The 18,819-nt window shown below is 43.2% G+C and carries 24 protein-coding genes; all 24 read right to left on the bottom strand.

Annotated elements, in window-relative coordinates:
* Positions 1-5 precede the first annotated feature (5 nt).
* Positions 6-665, bottom strand: a complete 660-nt coding sequence (locus IGI92_RS09145; RefSeq protein WP_008378159.1) for a hypothetical protein — start codon at positions 663-665, stop codon at positions 6-8.
* Positions 666-875: 210 nt separating this feature from the next.
* Positions 876-1,598 (bottom strand): YebC/PmpR family DNA-binding transcriptional regulator, encoded by a 723-nt coding sequence (locus tag IGI92_RS09150; RefSeq protein ID WP_005225911.1) that lies wholly within the window; start codon positions 1,596-1,598, stop codon positions 876-878.
* 79 nt (positions 1,599-1,677) lie between these two features.
* Positions 1,678-2,844, bottom strand: coding sequence for a nucleotidyltransferase (locus tag IGI92_RS09155; RefSeq protein ID WP_061054242.1), 1,167 nt, complete (start codon positions 2,842-2,844; stop codon positions 1,678-1,680).
* Between the two features lie 27 nt (positions 2,845-2,871).
* Positions 2,872-3,600, bottom strand: coding sequence for a class I SAM-dependent DNA methyltransferase (locus IGI92_RS09160; RefSeq protein ID WP_016612181.1), 729 nt, complete (start codon positions 3,598-3,600; stop codon positions 2,872-2,874).
* Positions 3,600-3,941 carry a ribosome silencing factor gene (gene rsfS / locus IGI92_RS09165; RefSeq protein WP_034878521.1) on the bottom strand — a complete coding sequence of 114 codons (342 nt, stop codon included), beginning with the start codon at positions 3,939-3,941 and terminating at the stop codon, positions 3,600-3,602. The genes IGI92_RS09160 and rsfS overlap by 1 nt, the downstream gene beginning before the upstream one ends.
* An 11-nt stretch (positions 3,942-3,952) precedes the next feature.
* Positions 3,953-4,552 carry a bis(5'-nucleosyl)-tetraphosphatase (symmetrical) YqeK gene (gene yqeK, locus IGI92_RS09170; RefSeq protein ID WP_008378167.1) on the bottom strand — a complete coding sequence of 200 codons (600 nt, stop codon included), beginning with the start codon at positions 4,550-4,552 and terminating at the stop codon, positions 3,953-3,955.
* On the bottom strand, positions 4,542-5,183 hold the full coding sequence (locus tag IGI92_RS09175) for a nicotinate-nucleotide adenylyltransferase (RefSeq protein WP_016620357.1): 642 nt from the start codon (positions 5,181-5,183) through the stop codon (positions 4,542-4,544). Before IGI92_RS09175 ends, yqeK begins: the two co-directional genes overlap by 11 nt.
* A 12-nt stretch (positions 5,184-5,195) precedes the next feature.
* Complete coding sequence (gene yhbY / locus IGI92_RS09180; RefSeq protein WP_301389688.1) at positions 5,196-5,507, bottom strand: ribosome assembly RNA-binding protein YhbY; 312 nt, start codon at positions 5,505-5,507, stop codon at positions 5,196-5,198.
* Between the two features lie 15 nt (positions 5,508-5,522).
* Complete coding sequence (gene yqeH / locus IGI92_RS09185; RefSeq protein WP_061054243.1) at positions 5,523-6,641, bottom strand: ribosome biogenesis GTPase YqeH; 1,119 nt, start codon at positions 6,639-6,641, stop codon at positions 5,523-5,525.
* A gap of 1 nt (position 6,642) precedes the next feature.
* On the bottom strand, positions 6,643-7,167 hold the full coding sequence (locus tag IGI92_RS09190; protein WP_008378174.1) for a YqeG family HAD IIIA-type phosphatase: 525 nt from the start codon (positions 7,165-7,167) through the stop codon (positions 6,643-6,645).
* 360 nt (positions 7,168-7,527) lie between these two features.
* A complete protein-coding gene (locus IGI92_RS09195; RefSeq protein WP_016612186.1) occupies positions 7,528-8,253 on the bottom strand; it encodes an amino acid ABC transporter ATP-binding protein in 726 nt (241 codons plus the stop codon).
* 16 nt (positions 8,254-8,269) lie between these two features.
* On the bottom strand, positions 8,270-8,959 hold the full coding sequence (locus IGI92_RS09200) for an amino acid ABC transporter permease (protein ID WP_005225900.1): 690 nt from the start codon (positions 8,957-8,959) through the stop codon (positions 8,270-8,272).
* 22 nt (positions 8,960-8,981) lie between these two features.
* A complete protein-coding gene (locus IGI92_RS09205; RefSeq protein WP_005235588.1) occupies positions 8,982-9,827 on the bottom strand; it encodes a transporter substrate-binding domain-containing protein in 846 nt (281 codons plus the stop codon).
* 190 nt (positions 9,828-10,017) lie between these two features.
* Positions 10,018-10,803: an acetyl-CoA carboxylase carboxyl transferase subunit alpha gene (locus IGI92_RS09210; protein ID WP_005235587.1), complete on the bottom strand. Its 786-nt coding sequence runs from the start codon at positions 10,801-10,803 to the stop codon at positions 10,018-10,020.
* Complete coding sequence (accD, locus tag IGI92_RS09215; RefSeq protein ID WP_005235586.1) at positions 10,796-11,665, bottom strand: acetyl-CoA carboxylase, carboxyltransferase subunit beta; 870 nt, start codon at positions 11,663-11,665, stop codon at positions 10,796-10,798. The genes IGI92_RS09210 and accD overlap by 8 nt, the downstream gene beginning before the upstream one ends.
* Positions 11,666-11,677: 12 nt before the next feature.
* Positions 11,678-13,042, bottom strand: a complete 1,365-nt coding sequence (locus tag IGI92_RS09220) for an acetyl-CoA carboxylase biotin carboxylase subunit (RefSeq protein ID WP_016620360.1) — start codon at positions 13,040-13,042, stop codon at positions 11,678-11,680.
* A gap of 7 nt (positions 13,043-13,049) precedes the next feature.
* Positions 13,050-13,478, bottom strand: coding sequence for a 3-hydroxyacyl-ACP dehydratase FabZ (fabZ, locus tag IGI92_RS09225; protein ID WP_061054244.1), 429 nt, complete (start codon positions 13,476-13,478; stop codon positions 13,050-13,052).
* 4 nt (positions 13,479-13,482) lie between these two features.
* On the bottom strand, positions 13,483-13,965 hold the full coding sequence (gene accB, locus IGI92_RS09230) for an acetyl-CoA carboxylase biotin carboxyl carrier protein (protein WP_061054245.1): 483 nt from the start codon (positions 13,963-13,965) through the stop codon (positions 13,483-13,485).
* Positions 13,966-15,204, bottom strand: a complete 1,239-nt coding sequence (fabF, locus tag IGI92_RS09235) for a beta-ketoacyl-ACP synthase II (protein ID WP_005235583.1) — start codon at positions 15,202-15,204, stop codon at positions 13,966-13,968. It lies immediately after the preceding gene.
* Between the two features lie 12 nt (positions 15,205-15,216).
* On the bottom strand, positions 15,217-15,954 hold the full coding sequence (gene fabG / locus IGI92_RS09240; RefSeq protein ID WP_008378189.1) for a 3-oxoacyl-[acyl-carrier-protein] reductase: 738 nt from the start codon (positions 15,952-15,954) through the stop codon (positions 15,217-15,219).
* 9 nt (positions 15,955-15,963) lie between these two features.
* Positions 15,964-16,887, bottom strand: a complete 924-nt coding sequence (gene fabD / locus IGI92_RS09245; RefSeq protein WP_034878519.1) for an ACP S-malonyltransferase — start codon at positions 16,885-16,887, stop codon at positions 15,964-15,966.
* A 123-nt stretch (positions 16,888-17,010) separates the two neighbouring features.
* Positions 17,011-17,235, bottom strand: a complete 225-nt coding sequence (locus IGI92_RS09250; protein ID WP_005225890.1) for an acyl carrier protein — start codon at positions 17,233-17,235, stop codon at positions 17,011-17,013.
* A 52-nt stretch (positions 17,236-17,287) separates the two neighbouring features.
* Complete coding sequence (locus tag IGI92_RS09255) at positions 17,288-18,250, bottom strand: beta-ketoacyl-ACP synthase III (RefSeq protein ID WP_005235580.1); 963 nt, start codon at positions 18,248-18,250, stop codon at positions 17,288-17,290.
* Positions 18,251-18,266: 16 nt separating this feature from the next.
* Positions 18,267-18,701, bottom strand: coding sequence for a fatty acid biosynthesis transcriptional regulator FabT (gene fabT / locus IGI92_RS09260; RefSeq protein WP_430606807.1), 435 nt, complete (start codon positions 18,699-18,701; stop codon positions 18,267-18,269).
* Between the last annotated feature and the right edge of the window lie 118 nt (positions 18,702-18,819).

Raw genomic sequence — 18,819 nt, forward strand, 5'->3', positions numbered from 1 at the left:
GTTTTTTAGCCTTTTAATTCGCCAATAAATAAGCGGGTTTCTGGATAACGCATCCCAACGATTGTTAAAATCATCTGCAGCTCAGAAACGTGTTCCGGATCTTCTGGAACAAATAATTTTGTATGACGTCCGATACTGCCATTATCGATCAAACGATGGGTACGATTCCATTGACTAAATTCCTCGATCGTTGTAAAGCGACTAAGAGGAAAACCAGCACCGTCGAGAATTTCCGTCAATCGAAAAAGCACATAAGAACTATCGATCACCAATTCTTTTCTGTGAGGTAAAGCACGCGTTCGCTTATAATCAATAATTGCTTTTTCTGGTCGGTGTTCCAAAAGCCAATCCAACAGCATGAAGAACCCTTCCATTCGATAATCATCGATAAAGAGCCGTTCAGAGTATTCCGACATGCGAAAGACCAAAGGAATCAAGAATCGCTCTTTATAAATTAACAAGGGTGCGCGATCAACGACGACATTTAAATAACGATTCAAATAAGAAGAACCACGATAATCGCCTAGACGATACCCTTCCACCCCATACTTTTGATATTTCCGACAAAGAGCCGAGCAGTCAGAAATCGATACAGACACTTCTGCTAGCTTTTCAAAACCACTTAAGATTCGATTAAATGGCTCTAAAACGATTTTTTCTTCCATGTCTGCCCCCCTAACGAGTTGTTTGCTTATGTAGTAAATCATAACATATAAAATGTCTGGAAACCAACTGAAAAGACGATGAATATTGAAGAATTTTCAAGAGAAGTGCTTCTCGCTCTCTTGTTTTTTTCACTTGACTAAACAACGGAAGGTTGATGAAAAAAACACCAAAAACTGGCAGCCAGATCACCTCTAGGCTGCCAGTATGTCTTATTCTTCAGCGTCTGCCACATTGTGATAGACATTTTGAACATCTTCAAGATCTTCTAATACATCGATCATTTTTTCGAATTTTTCTAGATCATCGCCAGTTAAGGTTACTTCATTTTGAGGAATCATTTGCATTTCAGCAATTGAAAATTCGGTGATTCCTTTTTCTTTCAAGGCTTCCTGAATGGCATGGAAGTCACTTGGTTCACCGTGAACGATAATTTGTCCATCTTCTTCAACAACATCACGAACATCGATCTCTTTGTCCATCAAGTATTCTAAGATTTCATCGGCATCGTCACCAGCAAAGCCAAATAATGCTGTGTTATCAAACATATAAGCAACTGCCCCAGAAACACCCATATTCCCGCCGTTTTTACCAAAAGCGGCCCGAACATCGGCTGCGGTACGGTTGACGTTGTTTGTCAAAGTATCGACGATCACCATTGATCCATTTGGTCCAAATCCTTCATATCGAAGTTCTGAGTATTGTTCATCGCCAGAACCTTTGGCTTTTTCAATCGCACGGTCAATAATGTGTTTTGGCACATTGTAGGTTTTCGCACGTTCGATAACAAAGCGTAATTTTTGGTTCGCGTGAGGATCAGGATCACCCGATTTTGCTGCTGCGTAGATTTCGATTCCAAATTTTGCATAAACTCGGCTATTGTTTGCATCTTTAGCAGTTTTTTTCGCTACGATATTTGCCCATTTACGACCCATGATTTCACTTCGCTTTCTTGTTTTTAAAAATCCTTATTCATTATACTTGTCAAATGGCGTTCTGTGAAGCAATTTTCACTTATTTATCAATAAAAAGCGGAATTCTTCGAAAATTTTGTTCTGAGATTTGAGCATTCCCTTGCTGATAAATCTGGTCGATCCGCAATGACAAGCCGTAGCGCTGTGCTTCTTTCTTACCGAATTTAGCGATCAGCGGCAGGGTCAGCTCTTTTTTGACTTCTTTTAAATAGTGCTGCCCTTGCTTTGTATAGCCTAAGACTCGAATAAAGGGATGTGCTTGGGCTTCCTTCATTTCAGCTTTTGTCACTTGGAACAATACATAACAAGCAAGACGCTGCAGTCTCGTTTGGGTATAGCGTTTTGTCTTTAACAACTTGATAAAATCTGCAAACGAATCCGCCGCAGTCACATATTGTTTTAGTCGATATTCTAGTCCTTCTTCCATCTGGTAAATAGCAGCTAATTTTTCGAGGGGGGCAGAAATGATCTGGTATTGAAGATACGGCCAAAAGGCTTCCCAGTCGACTGTTGTTTGCGAAAGAAATTTTTGTGTTGCTTCAGGAACAAAATCCACAACAGCTTCACCTTGTTTGAGTCCTTGACGAATGGCTGTGGCACTAGCGATCGTTGGATGCTTAAATTGTTCTGAATGATAAGAGGCCGCAATTCGTTGAATGGGAACAAGCCTCATTGGTTTTTCATAACACAACACTTCCCGTGCATACGCCATACCCAACAGATGATTCGGCTGGTCTTTTTCTGCATGGTACTCAGGATAAAGCTCACTGAGGACCATACTCATTTTTTGACTATAGGTAGCATTTTGCCTAGCTATGCGTTGAAATGCGTCATCGATCATCCGCTGATTTTCTTTTTCAAACTGAGCGAACTTTGCATAGTCAAAGGGTTGTTTCGCATCTGTACCAAAACACAAAGAATCACATTGCAGATTTTGTAAGATCCTAATCGCTCCCGCTGCAAAAAAATCAGCAGACTGGACGGCCCAAGCGGATGGCAGTTCAACGACCAAATCGACGCCATTTTGCAATGCCGCTTGGGCTCGTTGCCATTTATCGATGATCGCCGGTTCACCACGCTGTAAAAAATTTCCACTCATCACGGCTACAATGACATCGGCGTTGGTTTCTTGCCTGGCTTTGTCCACGTGGTATTGATGGCCATGGTGAAAAGGATTATATTCTACGACTAGTCCGCAAGCCTTCATCGACATCCCTCCTGTTTTACATAACGGTTACTTATGGCAGACAAAAAACCAGCGACGACTTTTTTCATTTGGTTTTGTATCGATAAAATCAGCGTAGCATTCAACATTAGCAAAACCAGCATTTTCTAACATTCTTAAATAGCTTTCGAGAGGATAGGTTCTTTCTTGATGAAGCTCATCTAAGCGTTCAAACAACCCATTCTCTTGTGCAACAAAAAAGGTCAAGAAATGTTCAATGCTATGGTCTTTTTCTCCTTGATAGCTTTCCCAAAGAAAGGCAAATTCATCCGTCTGGTAATGGTAGCTATAATCAGGAAACACTTCATTGATTTGATATAAGGAATGCACATCAAATAAAAAGACGCCATCTTCTTCTAAACAACTGTAAACACCATCAAAAACTTGCTGCACACTCTGCTCGTCTTCCATGTAGCAAAGGGAGTCAGAATAGCAAGTAATAGCTTGATAGGTGCCAATATCTACGAGATCCAGCATGTCACCCGCAACAAATTGCACAGCCGCCTCTTCTTTTTCAGCCCGTTGACTAGCGATCATCAGCATCTCTTCTGAAAGATCTAACCCAGTCACATCAAACCCAGCCTTGGCAAATTCAACGGCTAACGCACCGGTTCCACAAGCCAATTCTAACAGCTGTTTTCTTTTTCCTAAATGACGACAAGAAAAATCCAGCCACTTTTTATAGAGACTGGAATCCATTACTTCGTCATAGACAAATGCGAAGGTTTCGTAAGCCATTACGCCACGACCCATTCATTAAGATCCACAAGCGGCGCATCAGACCATAATTTTTCTAGGTTGTAAAAAGCACGTTCTGAGGCACTGAATACGTGAACGATTACGTCACCTAAGTCGATCAAGACCCATTTTCCACCATCTTTTCCTTCGACACGGCGAACAGATACTTGACTTTCTTCTTCTTTATCGATGACTTCATCAATGATCGCATTGATTTGACGTTCACTATTTCCTGAACAGATCACAAAGTAATCTGCTAGCAAAGAGATTTCCCGCACATCTAATGCCATAATATCTTCGGCATGTTTTGAATCGGCGGCTTTTACAGCAATTTCTAATATTTTCTGACTATCTATGGTAATTCCCTCCTATATTTGGCTACCCAAAAATTGTAGGTTTCGATCGTTTTTGGGTAGATAACTGCTTCTGTTTCGATCAAATGAAGCAAGGTATGTTTCGTTTCGTAAGCAACAGCGGCATCTAAGTCGATCATTGCGATTTCCCTAGCCTCAACGACTCCAGGAAACGTACGCCCGGGTTCGATATAATCTGCTACATAGATGATTTTATCTAGTAGGCTCATCTTGGCAGCTCCGGTTGTGTGCAAACGGATCGCTTGTAAGATTTCTTCGTCATCGATTTCTAATTCTCGTTGAACGAAATCAGCACCGACGAGTCCATGCCAGATAGCATTGTTCCAGTTCAAGAGATCCAATTCAAATCCGTCTCTACGAATGACTAATTGAAATTCTTCATCGCTGCGTTCCTTCGCATAATCATGCGTCAAAGCAGCGATGCTGGCTTTGACCGGTGAAGCACCATATTTTTCCGCAAGGGCAACGGCCGTTTTTTCGACACCCAACACATGCTCAAAGCGCTTTTGACTCATCTGCATTTGGACCTTTTGCATCAAAAGTTCCCGTTCTGCTTGTGTGTAGTGTTCACTCTTCATCCAAGTACAACCCCTTTTCTTGAATATAGTGTAACACATTATCTGGCAATAAGTAGCGAACCGAACAACCTTGTTGCACTTTTTTACGAATTGTTGTTGAGCTGACATCCATTAGAGGAATATCGATCCAAATAATCGGGTATGGGCTATCGATTGGCACTTCCGGGCGGCGAACCCCCACAAAAGTTACCAATTCCATCAGCTCATCGATTTGATGCCATTTTGGTAAATAGTTCACCATATCCCCGCCAATGATAAAATAATAATTAGTATCTGGATTCTTAGCTGTCAATTCCCGCATCGTATCAACCGTATAACTCTTACCTTTTCGTTCCAACTCAATGGTCTCTACAGCAAATCGCGGATTATCGGCGATCGCCAACTTCAACATCGCTAAACGATGCTCAGCGGGGATTGTCTTTTTCTCATCAACATGAGGCGGTAAATACTCAGGCATGAAATAAACTTTATCCAGCCCTAATGCTTGCCCTACTTGCTCACCCATGACCAGATGTGCGTAGTGTACTGGATTAAAATTTCCACCAAGAATGCCCACTTGCTTTTTCGGTACAAGTTCTTGTGTTTGTGTCTCTAAAACCGTTTGTACCTTTCCAAATGTTTGTCCTTGCATGCCTTCTCCCTCCTAAATTGAACGAACTTTGCTTGAAATCGTTTGGTATTTTTCTTTACTAGACGGTTTGAATAAAACGATCACTCGTCCGATGATCTGGACCACTTCACAGCCAACTTTCTCACGGATCGTTTCAGCTGCTTCGTCAGCAACCTCATCGGTATTTTGGAGTAATGAGACTTTGATCAATTCTCGTTTTTCTAGTGCTTCTTCAATTTGCGCCATCATCGCGTCATTCAAGCCGCCTTTGCCGATTTGAAAAACCGGGTTTAGATGGTGCGCTTCACTTCGTAAAAATCTTTTTTGTTTTCCTCGTAAGTCCATATTCTTCCTTCTTCCTTATACTAATGCTTTACGTCTAAGCACATCGACACCCTTTGGCGCCCACCCGGCGATGACACATGGTTTGGTGATCGTGATCCAGCCAAGTCCAGCAAAAACGATATCGGTTTTTTCTTTGATTGAAAATTCGAAACGGACGAGTTCAGGAAAATCCGCCACTTCATCGGCTCGTGGCGGCTGCAGCAGCCCACCAACATGTTTCTCATAAAATTCATCGGCTTTACTTAATTTGGTCCGATGGATCGCCACATCATTCGCTACATAGGCAACAAACGAACTTCGTTCTCCTTGTATGAAATCAAAACGGGCAAGTCCCCCTAAGAACAAGGTTTGTTCAGGGTTCAATTGATACACTTTCGGTTTAATTTCTTTGGCTGGTGCCACGATTTTCAGATCTTTTTTACCTAAATAGTGTGCCATTTGATGACGATGAATGATTCCTGGTGTGTCGATCAAAAAGTGCCCGTCGTCCAATGGAATCTCAATTTTATCCAATGTAGTTCCAGGGAATCGCGAAGTGGTGATCAGCTCGTTGATCCCTGCTGTTTGTTTGATGATTTGATTGATCAATGTTGATTTTCCAACATTCGTCACACCAACCACATACACATCACGACCTTCACGATACGTTTCGATCGCTTGTAGCAACGCTTGGGTTTCACCCGGTTTCTTGGCACTCGTCAACAATACATCGACGGGTCTTAAACCGACTTCGTGAGCCCGTTCCTTCATCCATTGGGTCATTTTCGATTTTTTCAAAGATTTCGGTAAAATATCCACCTTGTTGCCCACTAATAAAACAGGATTATCACCAACAAAGCGGTGCAGTCCTGGGATCAATGAACCATTAAAGTCAAAAATATCGACGACATTAACGATCAAGGCGTCTTTTTCCCCGATTTCATTCAGCAAACGTAGGAAATCATCGTCTGTCAGCGCGACATCTTGAATCTCATTATAATGGCGCAAGCGGAAGCAGCGTTGACAATAGACTTCTCCTGATTCAAGTCCTTTTTCTAATGCAGATTGCGGGGTGTACCCCAATTCGTTAGGATTTGTTGTTTGAATCAATGCCCCGCAGCCGATACAGTGAATTTGTTCGATTCCTTCTGTCATATTAAATTCCTCCACGCCATTTTAACTCTGGGTTGTGTTTCAATAAATAGTTCATGATTTTTCTTTCTGCTGCTCGATTAAACTGGGTTTTCCAAGAATCCGTTGGGATCACTGGTTTCACTAGAATGCTGCGAACACCAGCACGATTGGCACCTCGTACATCCGTCATAATCTGATCGCCGATCATGACAACCTCTTCTTTTTTCAAGCCTAATTGCTGATACCCTTGTTTGATCCCTCTTGAAAAAGGTTTTAATGCGCGGTGTACGTACTTTAAACCAAAAGGCGCAACAGCCCGTGCCACGCGTTCACTATTGTTGTTAGAAACGACAATCACCGGTATGCCAGCGTTTTTCATTTCCAATAACCAGTTTTTTAATTCTTCGGTTCCATCAGGATTATTCCAAGCAATCAAGGTATTATCAAGATCGGTCAAAATCCCTTTGATCCCCTGTGCCTTTAGTTGGCTAGGGGTGATTTTATAAATCGCATCGACCATCCAAGTCGGTTTATAATTTGAAAACATAGAATCTCCTTTACTATCTGATTTCTTCGCATGTTAAAAGTCGGCGACTAGTCATCGATCCACATAGTCGATCTTTAAAAAGAAACCGTACTAGCTGTTGACAAGCAAGCAGGCAGTTTCTAAAAGGATCAGACCTCTTCAACCTGTAATTATACAATAGAATCTTTTTGAATACTAGCAAGTGCGCTAGTTTCTGCAGGTTTCTTGTAAAAGAACTGAAAAACGAAGGTGTCGAAACAACAGTTTGTTCCATCACTTCTTTAAAGTAGTCTTTTTTTCCGTCAAAAAAGCATCCTTTTACTGAAAGGATGCTTAGAAAAAGTCCAAAATTGTCATTTGCAACTGCGAGCTTCTCGCATTTTACAATACTTTACTTAAAAAATCAATGGTTCTCGGGTTTTTCGGATGATCAAAGAGCTGTTCTGGCGTTCCTTCCTCCATAATGATTCCCTGATCCATAAATAAAATCCGATCCGCGACTTCCTTCGCAAAGCCCATTTCATGAGTGACGATGACCATCGTCATTCCTTGCTGAGCCAAACGCTGCATAACGGACAATACTTCGCCAACCATTTCAGGGTCTAACGCAGAAGTCGGTTCATCAAAGAGCATCACATCCGGTTCCATCGCCAAGGCACGTGCAATAGCGATCCGTTGCATTTGTCCACCAGATAGACTTTGTGGATAGGAGTTTGCCTTATCAGGCAGACCTACATCATTCAATAGTTGCTTTGCTAGTGTTTCAGCAGCTGGTTTTGCTACCTTTTTGACTTTCGTCGGGGACAAAGTAATGTTTTCTAAAACCGTCATATTCGGAAAAAGATTGAAATTTTGAAAAACCATGCCCATTTTTTCCCGCATTTTATACAAATCATTCTTTGGATCGGTAATATCGGTTCCTTCAAAAAAGATTTTTCCGCTTGTCGGTACTTCTAGTAAGTTTAAACAGCGTAAGAACGTGCTTTTTCCTGAACCAGATGGTCCAATCACCACAACGACTTCTCCTTGCTCGATCGTCGTTGTGATCCCTTTTAGCACTTGATTGCTGCCAAAGGTTTTGTGTAACTCTTGAATATCTAACATCATAGCTTGTCTTCTCCTTTTAACGACGATAGCCTTTTCCTAGTTTCTTTTCCCATAAACTCAATAGTCGCGAAGTCGTAAACGTCAAGATGAAATAAATGACCGCCGCCACATAGAAAGGCGTTAATGGTTGGAAAGAACTGGTGACAACGATCTGCGCACTGTTCATCAGCTCGTAGATGCCGATCGTTGAAAGCAAAGAGGAATCCTTGATCAAAACGATAAATTCATTGCCTAGTGGCGGCAAGATGTTGCGTAGTGCTTGTGGCAATACGACATAACGCATCGTTTGAAAAGGCCGCAGCCCTAAAGAACCAGCCGCTTCTGTTTGACCGTAATCAACGGCATTGATTCCCCCTCGGACGATCTCAGCAACATATGCCCCAGAATTAAGCGAGAGCGCAATGATTCCAGGAAATAACCGCCCAAAATCAAGACTCAACACACCGATCGAGACTGTCGGCAAGGCAAACATGCCTTGCAAAAGACCAAAAGCGATCAATATCTGCACCAACATTGGTGTGCCGCGGATGACTTCAATATACGCATTAGCAAACCAGCGCAAAGGCGTCACTTTTGATAATTTCATTAGGGCAAAAATCACCCCTAGAATCGTTCCAAAGATCACGGTGATGATAGAGATCACGATGGTGATCACCACACCAGAAAGAAAATAAGGGTAATATATCGCTAAAAAGGATAAATCCATAATTGTGTCTACTCCGTTCTATCTATTGCGCCGCATTTTCGTTGGCTAGATCTGTGTTCTTTTGTACATACTCATCGATTGTACCATCTTCAATCAATTCTTTCAAAATACTGTTTAGCTCTTCTTGTAGTTCGGTACTCCCTTTAGGTAAAGCAATTGCATAAGAATCGCCTTCAGACGCTTCTAATGCTACATCAGTGATCACGAGGTCATCATTTTGTGCAACATACGATTCAGCCACCGCACTTTCAAGCACCAAACCGTCGATCGATCCTTGTTTCAATTCATTGACTAGATTCGGAACTTTGGCGATGGAAACCAATTGCGAATCCGCTAATTGGTCTTGAACGATCATTTCTTGGATCGAGCCTTTTTGAGCGCCCACCTTTTTGCCAGACAAGCTTTCGATTGAATCAAATGCCGACTCATTGTTTTTATTAACAACTACTTTTTGTTCTGGTGTAAAATAGTTATCGGTGAAATCAAAAGTCTGTTTACGTTCGTCAGTTGCTGAGATGCCTGAAACAGCGATATCGGCTTTTCCTTGTTGCAAAGCAGTCAAGACAGCATTGAAATCAAGGTCCAAAATATTCACTTCGACACCAAGACGATCAGCGATCTCATTGACCATATCGATATCTGCGCCCACGATCGTATCTTTGCCATCAATCAAGGCATGAAATTCAAAGGGGGCAAAGTCAGCAGAAGTTGCCACATTTAACACACCGGCTGCTTTGATGGCTTCCAATTGGTTATCCGCCGAACCGCTGGCACTAGAACTGCCAGTACTCGATGAGCCGCCATTTCCACAAGCTCCTAAAACCAAAATCCCCGTCAATACAACAAGTGCTCCAAATAATTTTTTCATTAAAAACGCTCCTCTTCAAAACAAATATTTATGCAATATAATCTTCTTATATTCAGAATATATACATAATAGCACAGAATAATTAAATTTTAAACTAAAAACTTCGTCATTTGCACGATTTATTCAATAACACTTTTAATAAAAAAATACTAGGATACCCTCTCTCTAATCAGAGTGGATATCCTAGTTGTTAAAATCGGCGAAAACGCTGATACCTTGCCTCAAGCAATTCTTCTGTTTGCAACGTAGAAAGTTCAGCGAGTTTCGTTGAAATTGCCGCTTTCATCTGTTCCATCAATTGCTCTTTCGGTAAAAAGGCCTCTTCATGGGTTTCAGCAATCACTTTTTCAATAACGCCTAATTCAAATAGTTCTTGGGCAGTGATCTTCATTAAACCAGCAGCTTCTTTGGCCCGGCTACCATCTTTCCATAGGATCGAAGCAAAGCCTTCGGGAGATAAAATGGCATAGATCGAATGTTCCATCATCCAAACCTCATCGCCTAATGCCAGTGCTAAGGCACCGCCGCTGCCGCCTTCACCAATGATGATTGCCAAGATCGGCACCGTTAAATCGGACATTTCCATCAAGTTACGGGCAATCGCTTCACCTTCTCCCCGTTCTTCCGCGCCAATACCACAAAACGCCCCTGCTGTATTGATCAATGTGACCACAGGTCGCTGAAATTTTTCTGCTTGCTTCATTAGGCGTAACGCTTTTCGATAGCCTTCAGGATGTGGTGAGCCAAAGTTTCTGCGTAAATTTTCAGGTAGATTACGGCCTTTTTGAATACCGATCACGGTCACTGGCTTGCCATCTAAACAAGCTATCCCGCCAACAACGGCTTCATCTTCGCCAAACAGACGGTCTCCATGAAACTCTTCAAACTCAGAAAAAATGCCTTCAAAGTAATCCAGTGCCGTCAAGCGGTCTTTGCTGCGAGCGAGTTCAACGATTTCGTGGGCTGCTCTAGTCATTGCGATTCCATCCTTTCCGCGTATGCAAAGAAATCAAATGGTAGATTTTCTCCCGCAAGTTCGTCCGTGGAACGATTTGATCGACAAAGCCATGATCTAACAGGAACTCTGCCTTTTGAAAATCTTCAGGTAGTTCCTGACGAATGGTTTGTTCAATCACACGTCGTCCAGCAAAACCGATCAATGCTTGCGGTTCTGCCAGGATGATATCCCCTTCCATCGCAAAACTAGCGGTAACGCCACCGGTGGTCGGGTCCGTTAAAACCGTTAGATAAAACAAGCCAGCTTTACTGTGGCGTTTTACCGCCGCAGAGATTTTTGCCATTTGCATCAGTGACAAAATCCCTTCTTGCATCCGAGCCCCACCCGAAGCGGTAAAAAGAACAACTGGTAGCTGTTTTTCGATCGCACGTTCAAACAAACGGGTGATTTTCTCCCCCACGACCGTTCCCATACTGCCCATGATGAAATTCGCATCCATGACACCGATTGCTAACGGCAATCCTCGAACTTTGGCTTCTCCCGTTAGAACAGCCTCATGCAAACCAGTTTTTTCTTGCATTTGTGCGACTTTATCCAGGTACCCTGGGAAATCAAGGGGATCTTTTGTGGTAACATCTGTGTCCCATTCTTCAAAACTTTTTTCATCAATCGTGATAGCGATCCGTTCCCAGGCGCTGATCCGGAAATTATACCCGCAGTGGGGACAGACTTTTTCTGCCCCCATCTCCTTCGTATAAAGCGTTCGTTTGCAACTAGGACATTTCGCCCAAAGATTATCTGGGACGACTGGTTCGTTCGTTGGCAGCTGACCTCGATTAGGATTGATGCGAATGTAGTTTTTTTTCTTAAATAAAGCCACTCAACTTCCCTCCTATTGTTCAGGTGTCCAATTTGGCAAAAATTCCTCTTGTAAAAAGGCGGTTGTATAGTCTCCCGCAATCACTTTCGGGTGACTGATCAAGTCCATTTGGAATTCTGCATTCGTAATGACACCATCGGTCACTAATTCAGCTAATGCCCGCTGCATTTTCATCAATGCTTCAAAACGGTTCTCGCCGTGAACGATCACTTTAGCGATCATGGAATCATAATAAGGCGGGATCGTATAGCCGGAATACATGGCACTGTCTACCCGTACACCCAAGCCTCCACCAGGCAGAAATAAATTGTTGATCTTTCCTGGTGACGGTGCAAAATTGAAGGCTGGATTTTCTGCATTGATCCGACATTCGATTGCCGCACCTGTCATCTTGATGTCTGTTTGTGTCAAGCCTAGCGGTTCACCACTAGCAACTTCGAGTTGTTTTTTGACTAGATCAATGTTCGTCACCATTTCAGTGATGGGGTGTTCCACTTGGATTCGAGTGTTCATTTCCATGAAATAAAACGCCCCAGTGTCTGCCATTAAAAACTCGATCGTGCCGGCATTGCGATACCCTACCGCTTGTGCGGCACGTACCGCTGCTTCTCCTAGCTCTGCTCGTTTGCTTTCAGAAATCACCACAGAAGGAGATTCTTCCAACACTTTTTGGTTGTTGCGTTGCAGCGAGCAATCGCGTTCACCAAGGTGGATAATATTACCAAAAGAATCACCTAACACTTGCACTTCTATGTGTCGAGCAGGGTAAATGATTTTTTCAATGTACATTTCATCGTTGCCAAATGCCGCTTTCGCCTCTTGCTGTGCCGAAGCAAAATGATGTGGTAACGCTTCTTTATCGGCGACTTTCCGTATCCCTTTACCGCCACCGCCGGCTGCTGCTTTGAGCATGACCGGGTAACCAATCTCTTCAGCGATCGTTAAAGCTTCTTCCACATCAGAAATCGCGCCTTTGCTTCCGGGAATGACCGGTACTTCTGCTTCGATCATCAAGCGTCTTGCATTGATTTTGTTTCCCATTGCATCGATAGTCTCACTCTTTGGCCCAATAAAGACGATATTGCATTCCTCGCACATCGCAGCAAAACGGCTATTCTCTGAAAGAAAGCCAAAGCCGGGATGGATCGCCTCAGCCTTTGTGACGATCGCAGCGCTTAGGATCTGCTGTACATTCAAATAAGAGTCAGCTGCTTTGGCAGGTCCGATACAAATCGCTTCATCGGCAAGCTCTGTGTGCAACGCTTCTTTATCTGCTTCTGAATAAACGGCGACCGTTTGAATACCTAATTCGCGACAAGCGCGAATGATACGTACGGCGATTTCGCCACGGTTTGCGATCAATACTTTAGAAAACATGTCTCACCTATCCAATCATGAAAGTCAATTCTGCTTCCGCCACTTTTTTCCCATCAACATAGGCAATTCCTTTGCCGATGCCGGCTGCAGATTTTACTTTGATTATTTCTACTTCTAAGATCAAGGTATCGCCTGGTGTTACTTTTTTTCTGAATTTTGCTTTGTCTAAACCGCCAAAGTAGGCAGTTTTCCCACGAAAGTCTTCCAATGACAATAATGCCACAGCACCTGCTTGCGCCATTGCTTCCACGATCAATACTCCAGGCATCACTGGTTCATGGGGAAAATGGCCTTGGAAAAACGGCTCATTAATGGTAACGTTTTTCTTCGCAATGACCCGTTTGCCTTCTTCTAACTCCTCAACGCGATCCACTAAAAGCATCGGATAACGATGAGGGATGATTTCTTTGATTTCTTGAATCGTTAATGCGCTCATTGCTTTACCCTTCTTTCACACGGAATAATGGTTGATTGAATTCAACGATTTGTTCGCTTTCAACCAAGACTTCAACCAATTCGCCATCGACGTCGCTGACGATTTCATTCATGACTTTCATCGCTTCAACGATACAAAGAATATCGCCTTTTTTCACGTGATCGCCGATTTGCTTAAAGTTATCTTTGTCAGGACTTGGTTTCAAATAAACGACACCCACTAATGGAGAGACAACTTCTTTGCCCTCTAAAACAGGTTTTGCCGTTTCTACTGTGTCCGGTGTTGCTGAGACAGCAGGCGTTGGTGCAACAGGAGTTGACGCAGCATTCGCTGCAGGAGCAGGCGCAGGTGCAGAGGATGCACTTTGTAGCCCACTTGTCGTATTTTTATTAAAATAAAGTTCAAATGTCTCTTTTTTTAATTGAAGCTCAGTTAACGTCGATTGATCGAATTGGCTGAGCAGCTCTTTTACCTCATGTGTTTCCAATTACGCTTCCTCCCAACGTTTCAACAAGATCACTGCATTATGACCGCCAAACCCAAGTGAATTACTCATGGCATAGGTCAATTCTGCTGGTTGGCTTTGATTGATAACAACGTTCAAGTCGATCTCAGGATCTTGTTCTGTCACGTTGATGGTTGGTGGAATAAATTGATGTTGTAATGCTAATAGTGAAGCAATGGCTTCGATTCCGCCAGCCGCCCCAAGCAAATGACCAGTCATTGACTTTGTACTGCTAACATATGGTTTTTTATAGTCTTCGCCCAATCCGTATTGGATCGATGTCGCTTCTGCACTGTCATTGGCGGGCGTGCTTGTACCGTGGGCATTGATGTAGCCAACTTCAGCCGGGGTGATCGATGCTTCTTGCATCGCCAATTTCATTGCTTTTCCGGCACCTGATCCATCAGGATTTGGCGCAGTCATATGGTAGGCATCACAGTTCGCACCGTACCCTACGACTTCACCTAAAATCGTTGCCCCACGTTTTTGCGCATGCGCCAATGATTCTAAAATGAAGACGCCAGCGCCTTCACCCATGACAAACCCACTACGATTTTTATCAAACGGAACGGAAGCTTTGTCAGGGTCTGATTCAGTGGTTAACGCCGTCAGAGACGCAAAACCAGCGATACCGATTTCACAGATCGTCGCTTCTGAACCACCAGCGATCATGACATCTGCGTAGCCATGCTTGATGTTCCGAAAAGCTTCACCGATTGAATGGGTACCAGAAGCACAGGCGGAAACAGTCGTCGTACAAATGCCTTTCGCACCTACCCGTAACGCAATGTTGCCGGCAACCATATTTACGATCGACATCGGTACGAACATTGGTGATACCCGATTTGCTCCTTTGTCATGCATTCGAATCACTTGGTCTTGAATCGTTGGCAAGCCGCCGATCCCCGAACCAACCATCACGCCAAAACGATCCACATCAATGGTTTCTGTATCTAACTTCGCCATTTCCATCGCTTCTAAGGCCGCATAAATTCCATAAATGGAAAAAAGATCCATCCGCTTCGTATCTTTTTTAACGAAGTACTTTTCTAACGGAAAATCTTTGACTTCAGCGGCAACTGAGATCCCTGTTGCTTCTGCGTCAAATTTTGTAATCGGGCCGATGCCGTTGGTCCCGTTTTGTAAACTTGCTAAAAAAGTTTCTGGGTCATTTCCGATTGGAGAAGTGACGCCGTATCCTGTAACTACTACTCGATTCATCTTTTCTTCCTCCTACCCTTGCATTGCCATCCCGCCGTCTACACTGATCACCTGACCAGTGATGTAGGGGCTTTTTGCTAAAAAGACTGCTGTTTGCGCAACATCCTGTGTGGAACCAAAACGCTGTAATGGAATATTTGCCAATGATTGTTCTTTGACTTTATCCGACAGCACTTCAGTCATCTCTGTTTCGATAAATCCTGGGGCGATCGCATTGCAGGTGATCCCCCGAGCGGCACCTTCACGAGCGGCAGATTTCGTAAAACCGATCACGCCAGCTTTACTTGCCGCATAGTTGGCTTGCCCGATATTTCCCGTCAAGCCGACCACACTCGTCAAATTGATGATGCGGCCTTCTCGCAACTTCATCATTTTTTTCAACGCGTGCTGCGTCATATTGAAGGTACCAGTCAAATTGATTTTGATCACTGAATCAAAATCTTCGGGTTTCATTCTCAACAATAATTTGTCATTCGTGATTCCGGCATTATTGACTAAAATGTGGATCGGTCCGACTGCCGCTTCTGCTTCCAAAAGCATGGCTGCCGCTTGATCAAAATCAGAAATGTCCCCATTGATCGCTACACATTTCACGCCGTAGCTGGTGATGCGATCGATCAGTGACTGGGGAATTTCTTTTCGTCCATTTAAAACGATATTCGCTCCTTCTTTGGCAAAGGCTTCCGCGATGGTAAAACCGATCCCTCGCGAGCTACCAGTTACAAAGACGTTTCTATTTTGCAGATCCATAAATTCCTCCTAGTTGAATCGGGCTAGTGTATCTGCCAACGTTTGGCTATCTTCTACACGCGCAGTCTGGATTTCTTTGTCTATTTTCTTCATAAAACCGCTCAATACTTTTCCTGGTCCGATCTCGATGACTTGTTGGATGCCAAGCTGCTTCAGTGTCGCAATGCTTTCGTAAAAACGCACTGGCGATTTCACTTGCAGCGTCAACAGTTCCTTGATTTGGTCTTGCTGCATCGGCTGCGCGGTCGTATTGCTGATGACAGGTACTTGCAACTCATCAAAGGTAATTTGAGCTAATTCCTGTGCTAATTGCTGCGATGCCGGTTCCAACAAAGCAGTATGGAAAGGACCGCTGACATTTAAAGGAATCACCCGTTTGGTTCCAGCAGCTTGTAACAATTCCACCGCTTTATCCACTGCCGGCGCTTCACCGCCAATGACGATCTGCTGCGGCGTATTGTAATTCGCTGGTGTCACGATCCCCACTTGACTTGCTTCTTTACAGATTTCTTCAATCGTTTCAGCGGGTGTGTTCATCACAGCAACCATTTTCCCAACACCTGCAGGCGCCGCACTTGCCATATACCGACCGCGCTTTTGCACCAATGCGACTGCGGTCTTGAAATCAAGCGCGCCACTAGCGACTAAGGCTGTATATTCACCTAAACTTAAGCCAGCAACAGCATCTGCTTCGATTCCTTGCGCATCCAAAAGTCGCCAAAAAGCTGTGCTTACTGTTAAAATGGCAGGCTGTGTATATTCCGTCTGGTTTAAACGTTCGTTTTCAGTAAAGCATAACTCGGCCATATCATATCCTAGAATAGTGCTGGATTGTTCAAACGTCTCACGAACGATTGCTTCTTGGTGATAGAGCTCTTCCCCCATTTTGGGGTACTGTGCACCTTGACCGCTAAATAAAAAGGCTGTCTTCATCTTGCACTCCTTCATTACTTTGTTCGTTGTTGTTGGAGAACATGGATTCTTGCAGTTCGTCTATGAATCAGCAAAAACACGTTCTTAAAAAGGAAAGGCTAGGCTGTCTGCCTAGCCTTTGTTTTATGCTTGTTGTTTTTCTACATATTTAACTAGATCTTCAACGGTTGTGATACCATCTTCTGTTTCGATCTTCACATCGAATTCATCTTCGATCTCGTTAATGATTTGGAAAAGATCCAAGCTGTCTGCTTCTAAATCTTCTTGGATGTTCGTGTTCAATTTGATTTCTTCTTTTTCTTTTCCTAATTCTTCTGCTACGATTTCTTGAATTTTTTCGAATACCATGTGTATATTCCTCCAATGTGTTTTTCAATAGTAATTTTGTTTCGTGAACAAGTTATAAGGTGGCTAACATAGTTCCCCATGTCAATCCGCCGCCAAAACCTGAGAACACCACTTTTTGACCACTGCCAAGGGACAGTGTACCTCGTTTGATTTCTTCATCTAGCAATAACGGAATCGAGGCTGCCGAAGTATTGCCATAATCTTGCATATTTTGCAAAAATTTCTCACGGGGTTGCTTCAGCTTGCGAGCAACTTTGTCTAAAATGCGTGAATTTGCTTGGTGAAGCAAAAAATAATCAATTGCTTCATCTTGTATCAGATCATTGATCGAGGCGACCACATCACGCGTCGCAAAATCAAAGATTTCTCGTCCAATCATTTGCATACAAGCACTATACGCCGGAGCGTTTTGTGAAAAAGGATTCTCATTCGTGCGAAAACCAGATGTTAAGGACATGCCTCGCGTCCCATCTGCTTTTAAAGACTCTTTGAGCAAATGCTGCTCTGAAGATGCTTCCAACAATAGACCGCCGGCACCATCTCCGAATAAAACAGCCGTCGAACGGTCGTTCCAATCCAAGACTTTTGAAAGTACTTCTCCACCGATGACCAATCCTTTTTTAGCGCCCGTTCGAATCAGTTTTTCAGCCATAGACAATGCATACACGAAACCAGCACATGCTGCACTGATATCAAAAGCAAAGGCATTGACTGCCCCAATCGCCCCTTGGACTTGGCAAGCAACCGCCGGTGTATTGAAATCCGGTGTGATCGTCGCTACCAAGATAAAATCCAGACTTTCTGCTGAAAGCTGAGCATCTTGCAAGAGCGTTTGAGCGACGCGAATACAAAGGTCTGAAGTGTTTTCGCCGACAGCGACTCTTCTTCGTTTGATTCCCGTGCGAGAATGAATCCATTCATCTGAAGTATCCATCAAATTTGATAGATCATCATTTGTTACGATTTTTTCTGGAACATAACTTGCAGTCGCGGTAATTTTTCCAAACATATTCATCCATTATTCTCACTTACTAATCTTGTAAAAAGTCATGCAGATTTTTCAGTGCTTTCAACAGTGCCTGTTCCTCTTCAGGAGACATCTGACTCAAGACACCCTTCACCATCTCACGATGAAAATGCTGATGAACACGATAAAGGAGTTTTCCTTTTTTCGTCAAACCTAGTTTGACGACTCGCCGATCATCTTCACTGCGAATCCGTTCTACATATTCTTTTTTCACCAAACGATTGATCGCGATGGTCAAAGTCCCAACAGTGATCGAAAGCTCTTTGGCAACTTCAGTCGTGGTCTTTTTTTTGTACATCCCGATGGCTTCGATGGTATGCATTTCGGTAATTGAAAGGTCTTTGAATTGAGATTTTTTCAATTCAGATTCTTCAATCACTAAGATGTCATTAAAGACGCTGACTAAGTAGTCATTAACTGTTTCTAAATTGGGTTCCATAACCTTCACCATCCGAATACTTTGATAATCAAATCATTTGATAGTCAAACTATATCGGAAGTTATTGAGAAATGCAAGAATTTTTTCGAACTTTTTTTATTTTTAAGCGCATTTTTAT

The sequence above is a fragment of the Enterococcus sp. DIV2379 genome (genome assembly GCF_050542965.1).
GTDB classification, from domain to species: domain Bacteria; phylum Bacillota; class Bacilli; order Lactobacillales; family Enterococcaceae; genus Enterococcus_D; species Enterococcus_D entomosocium.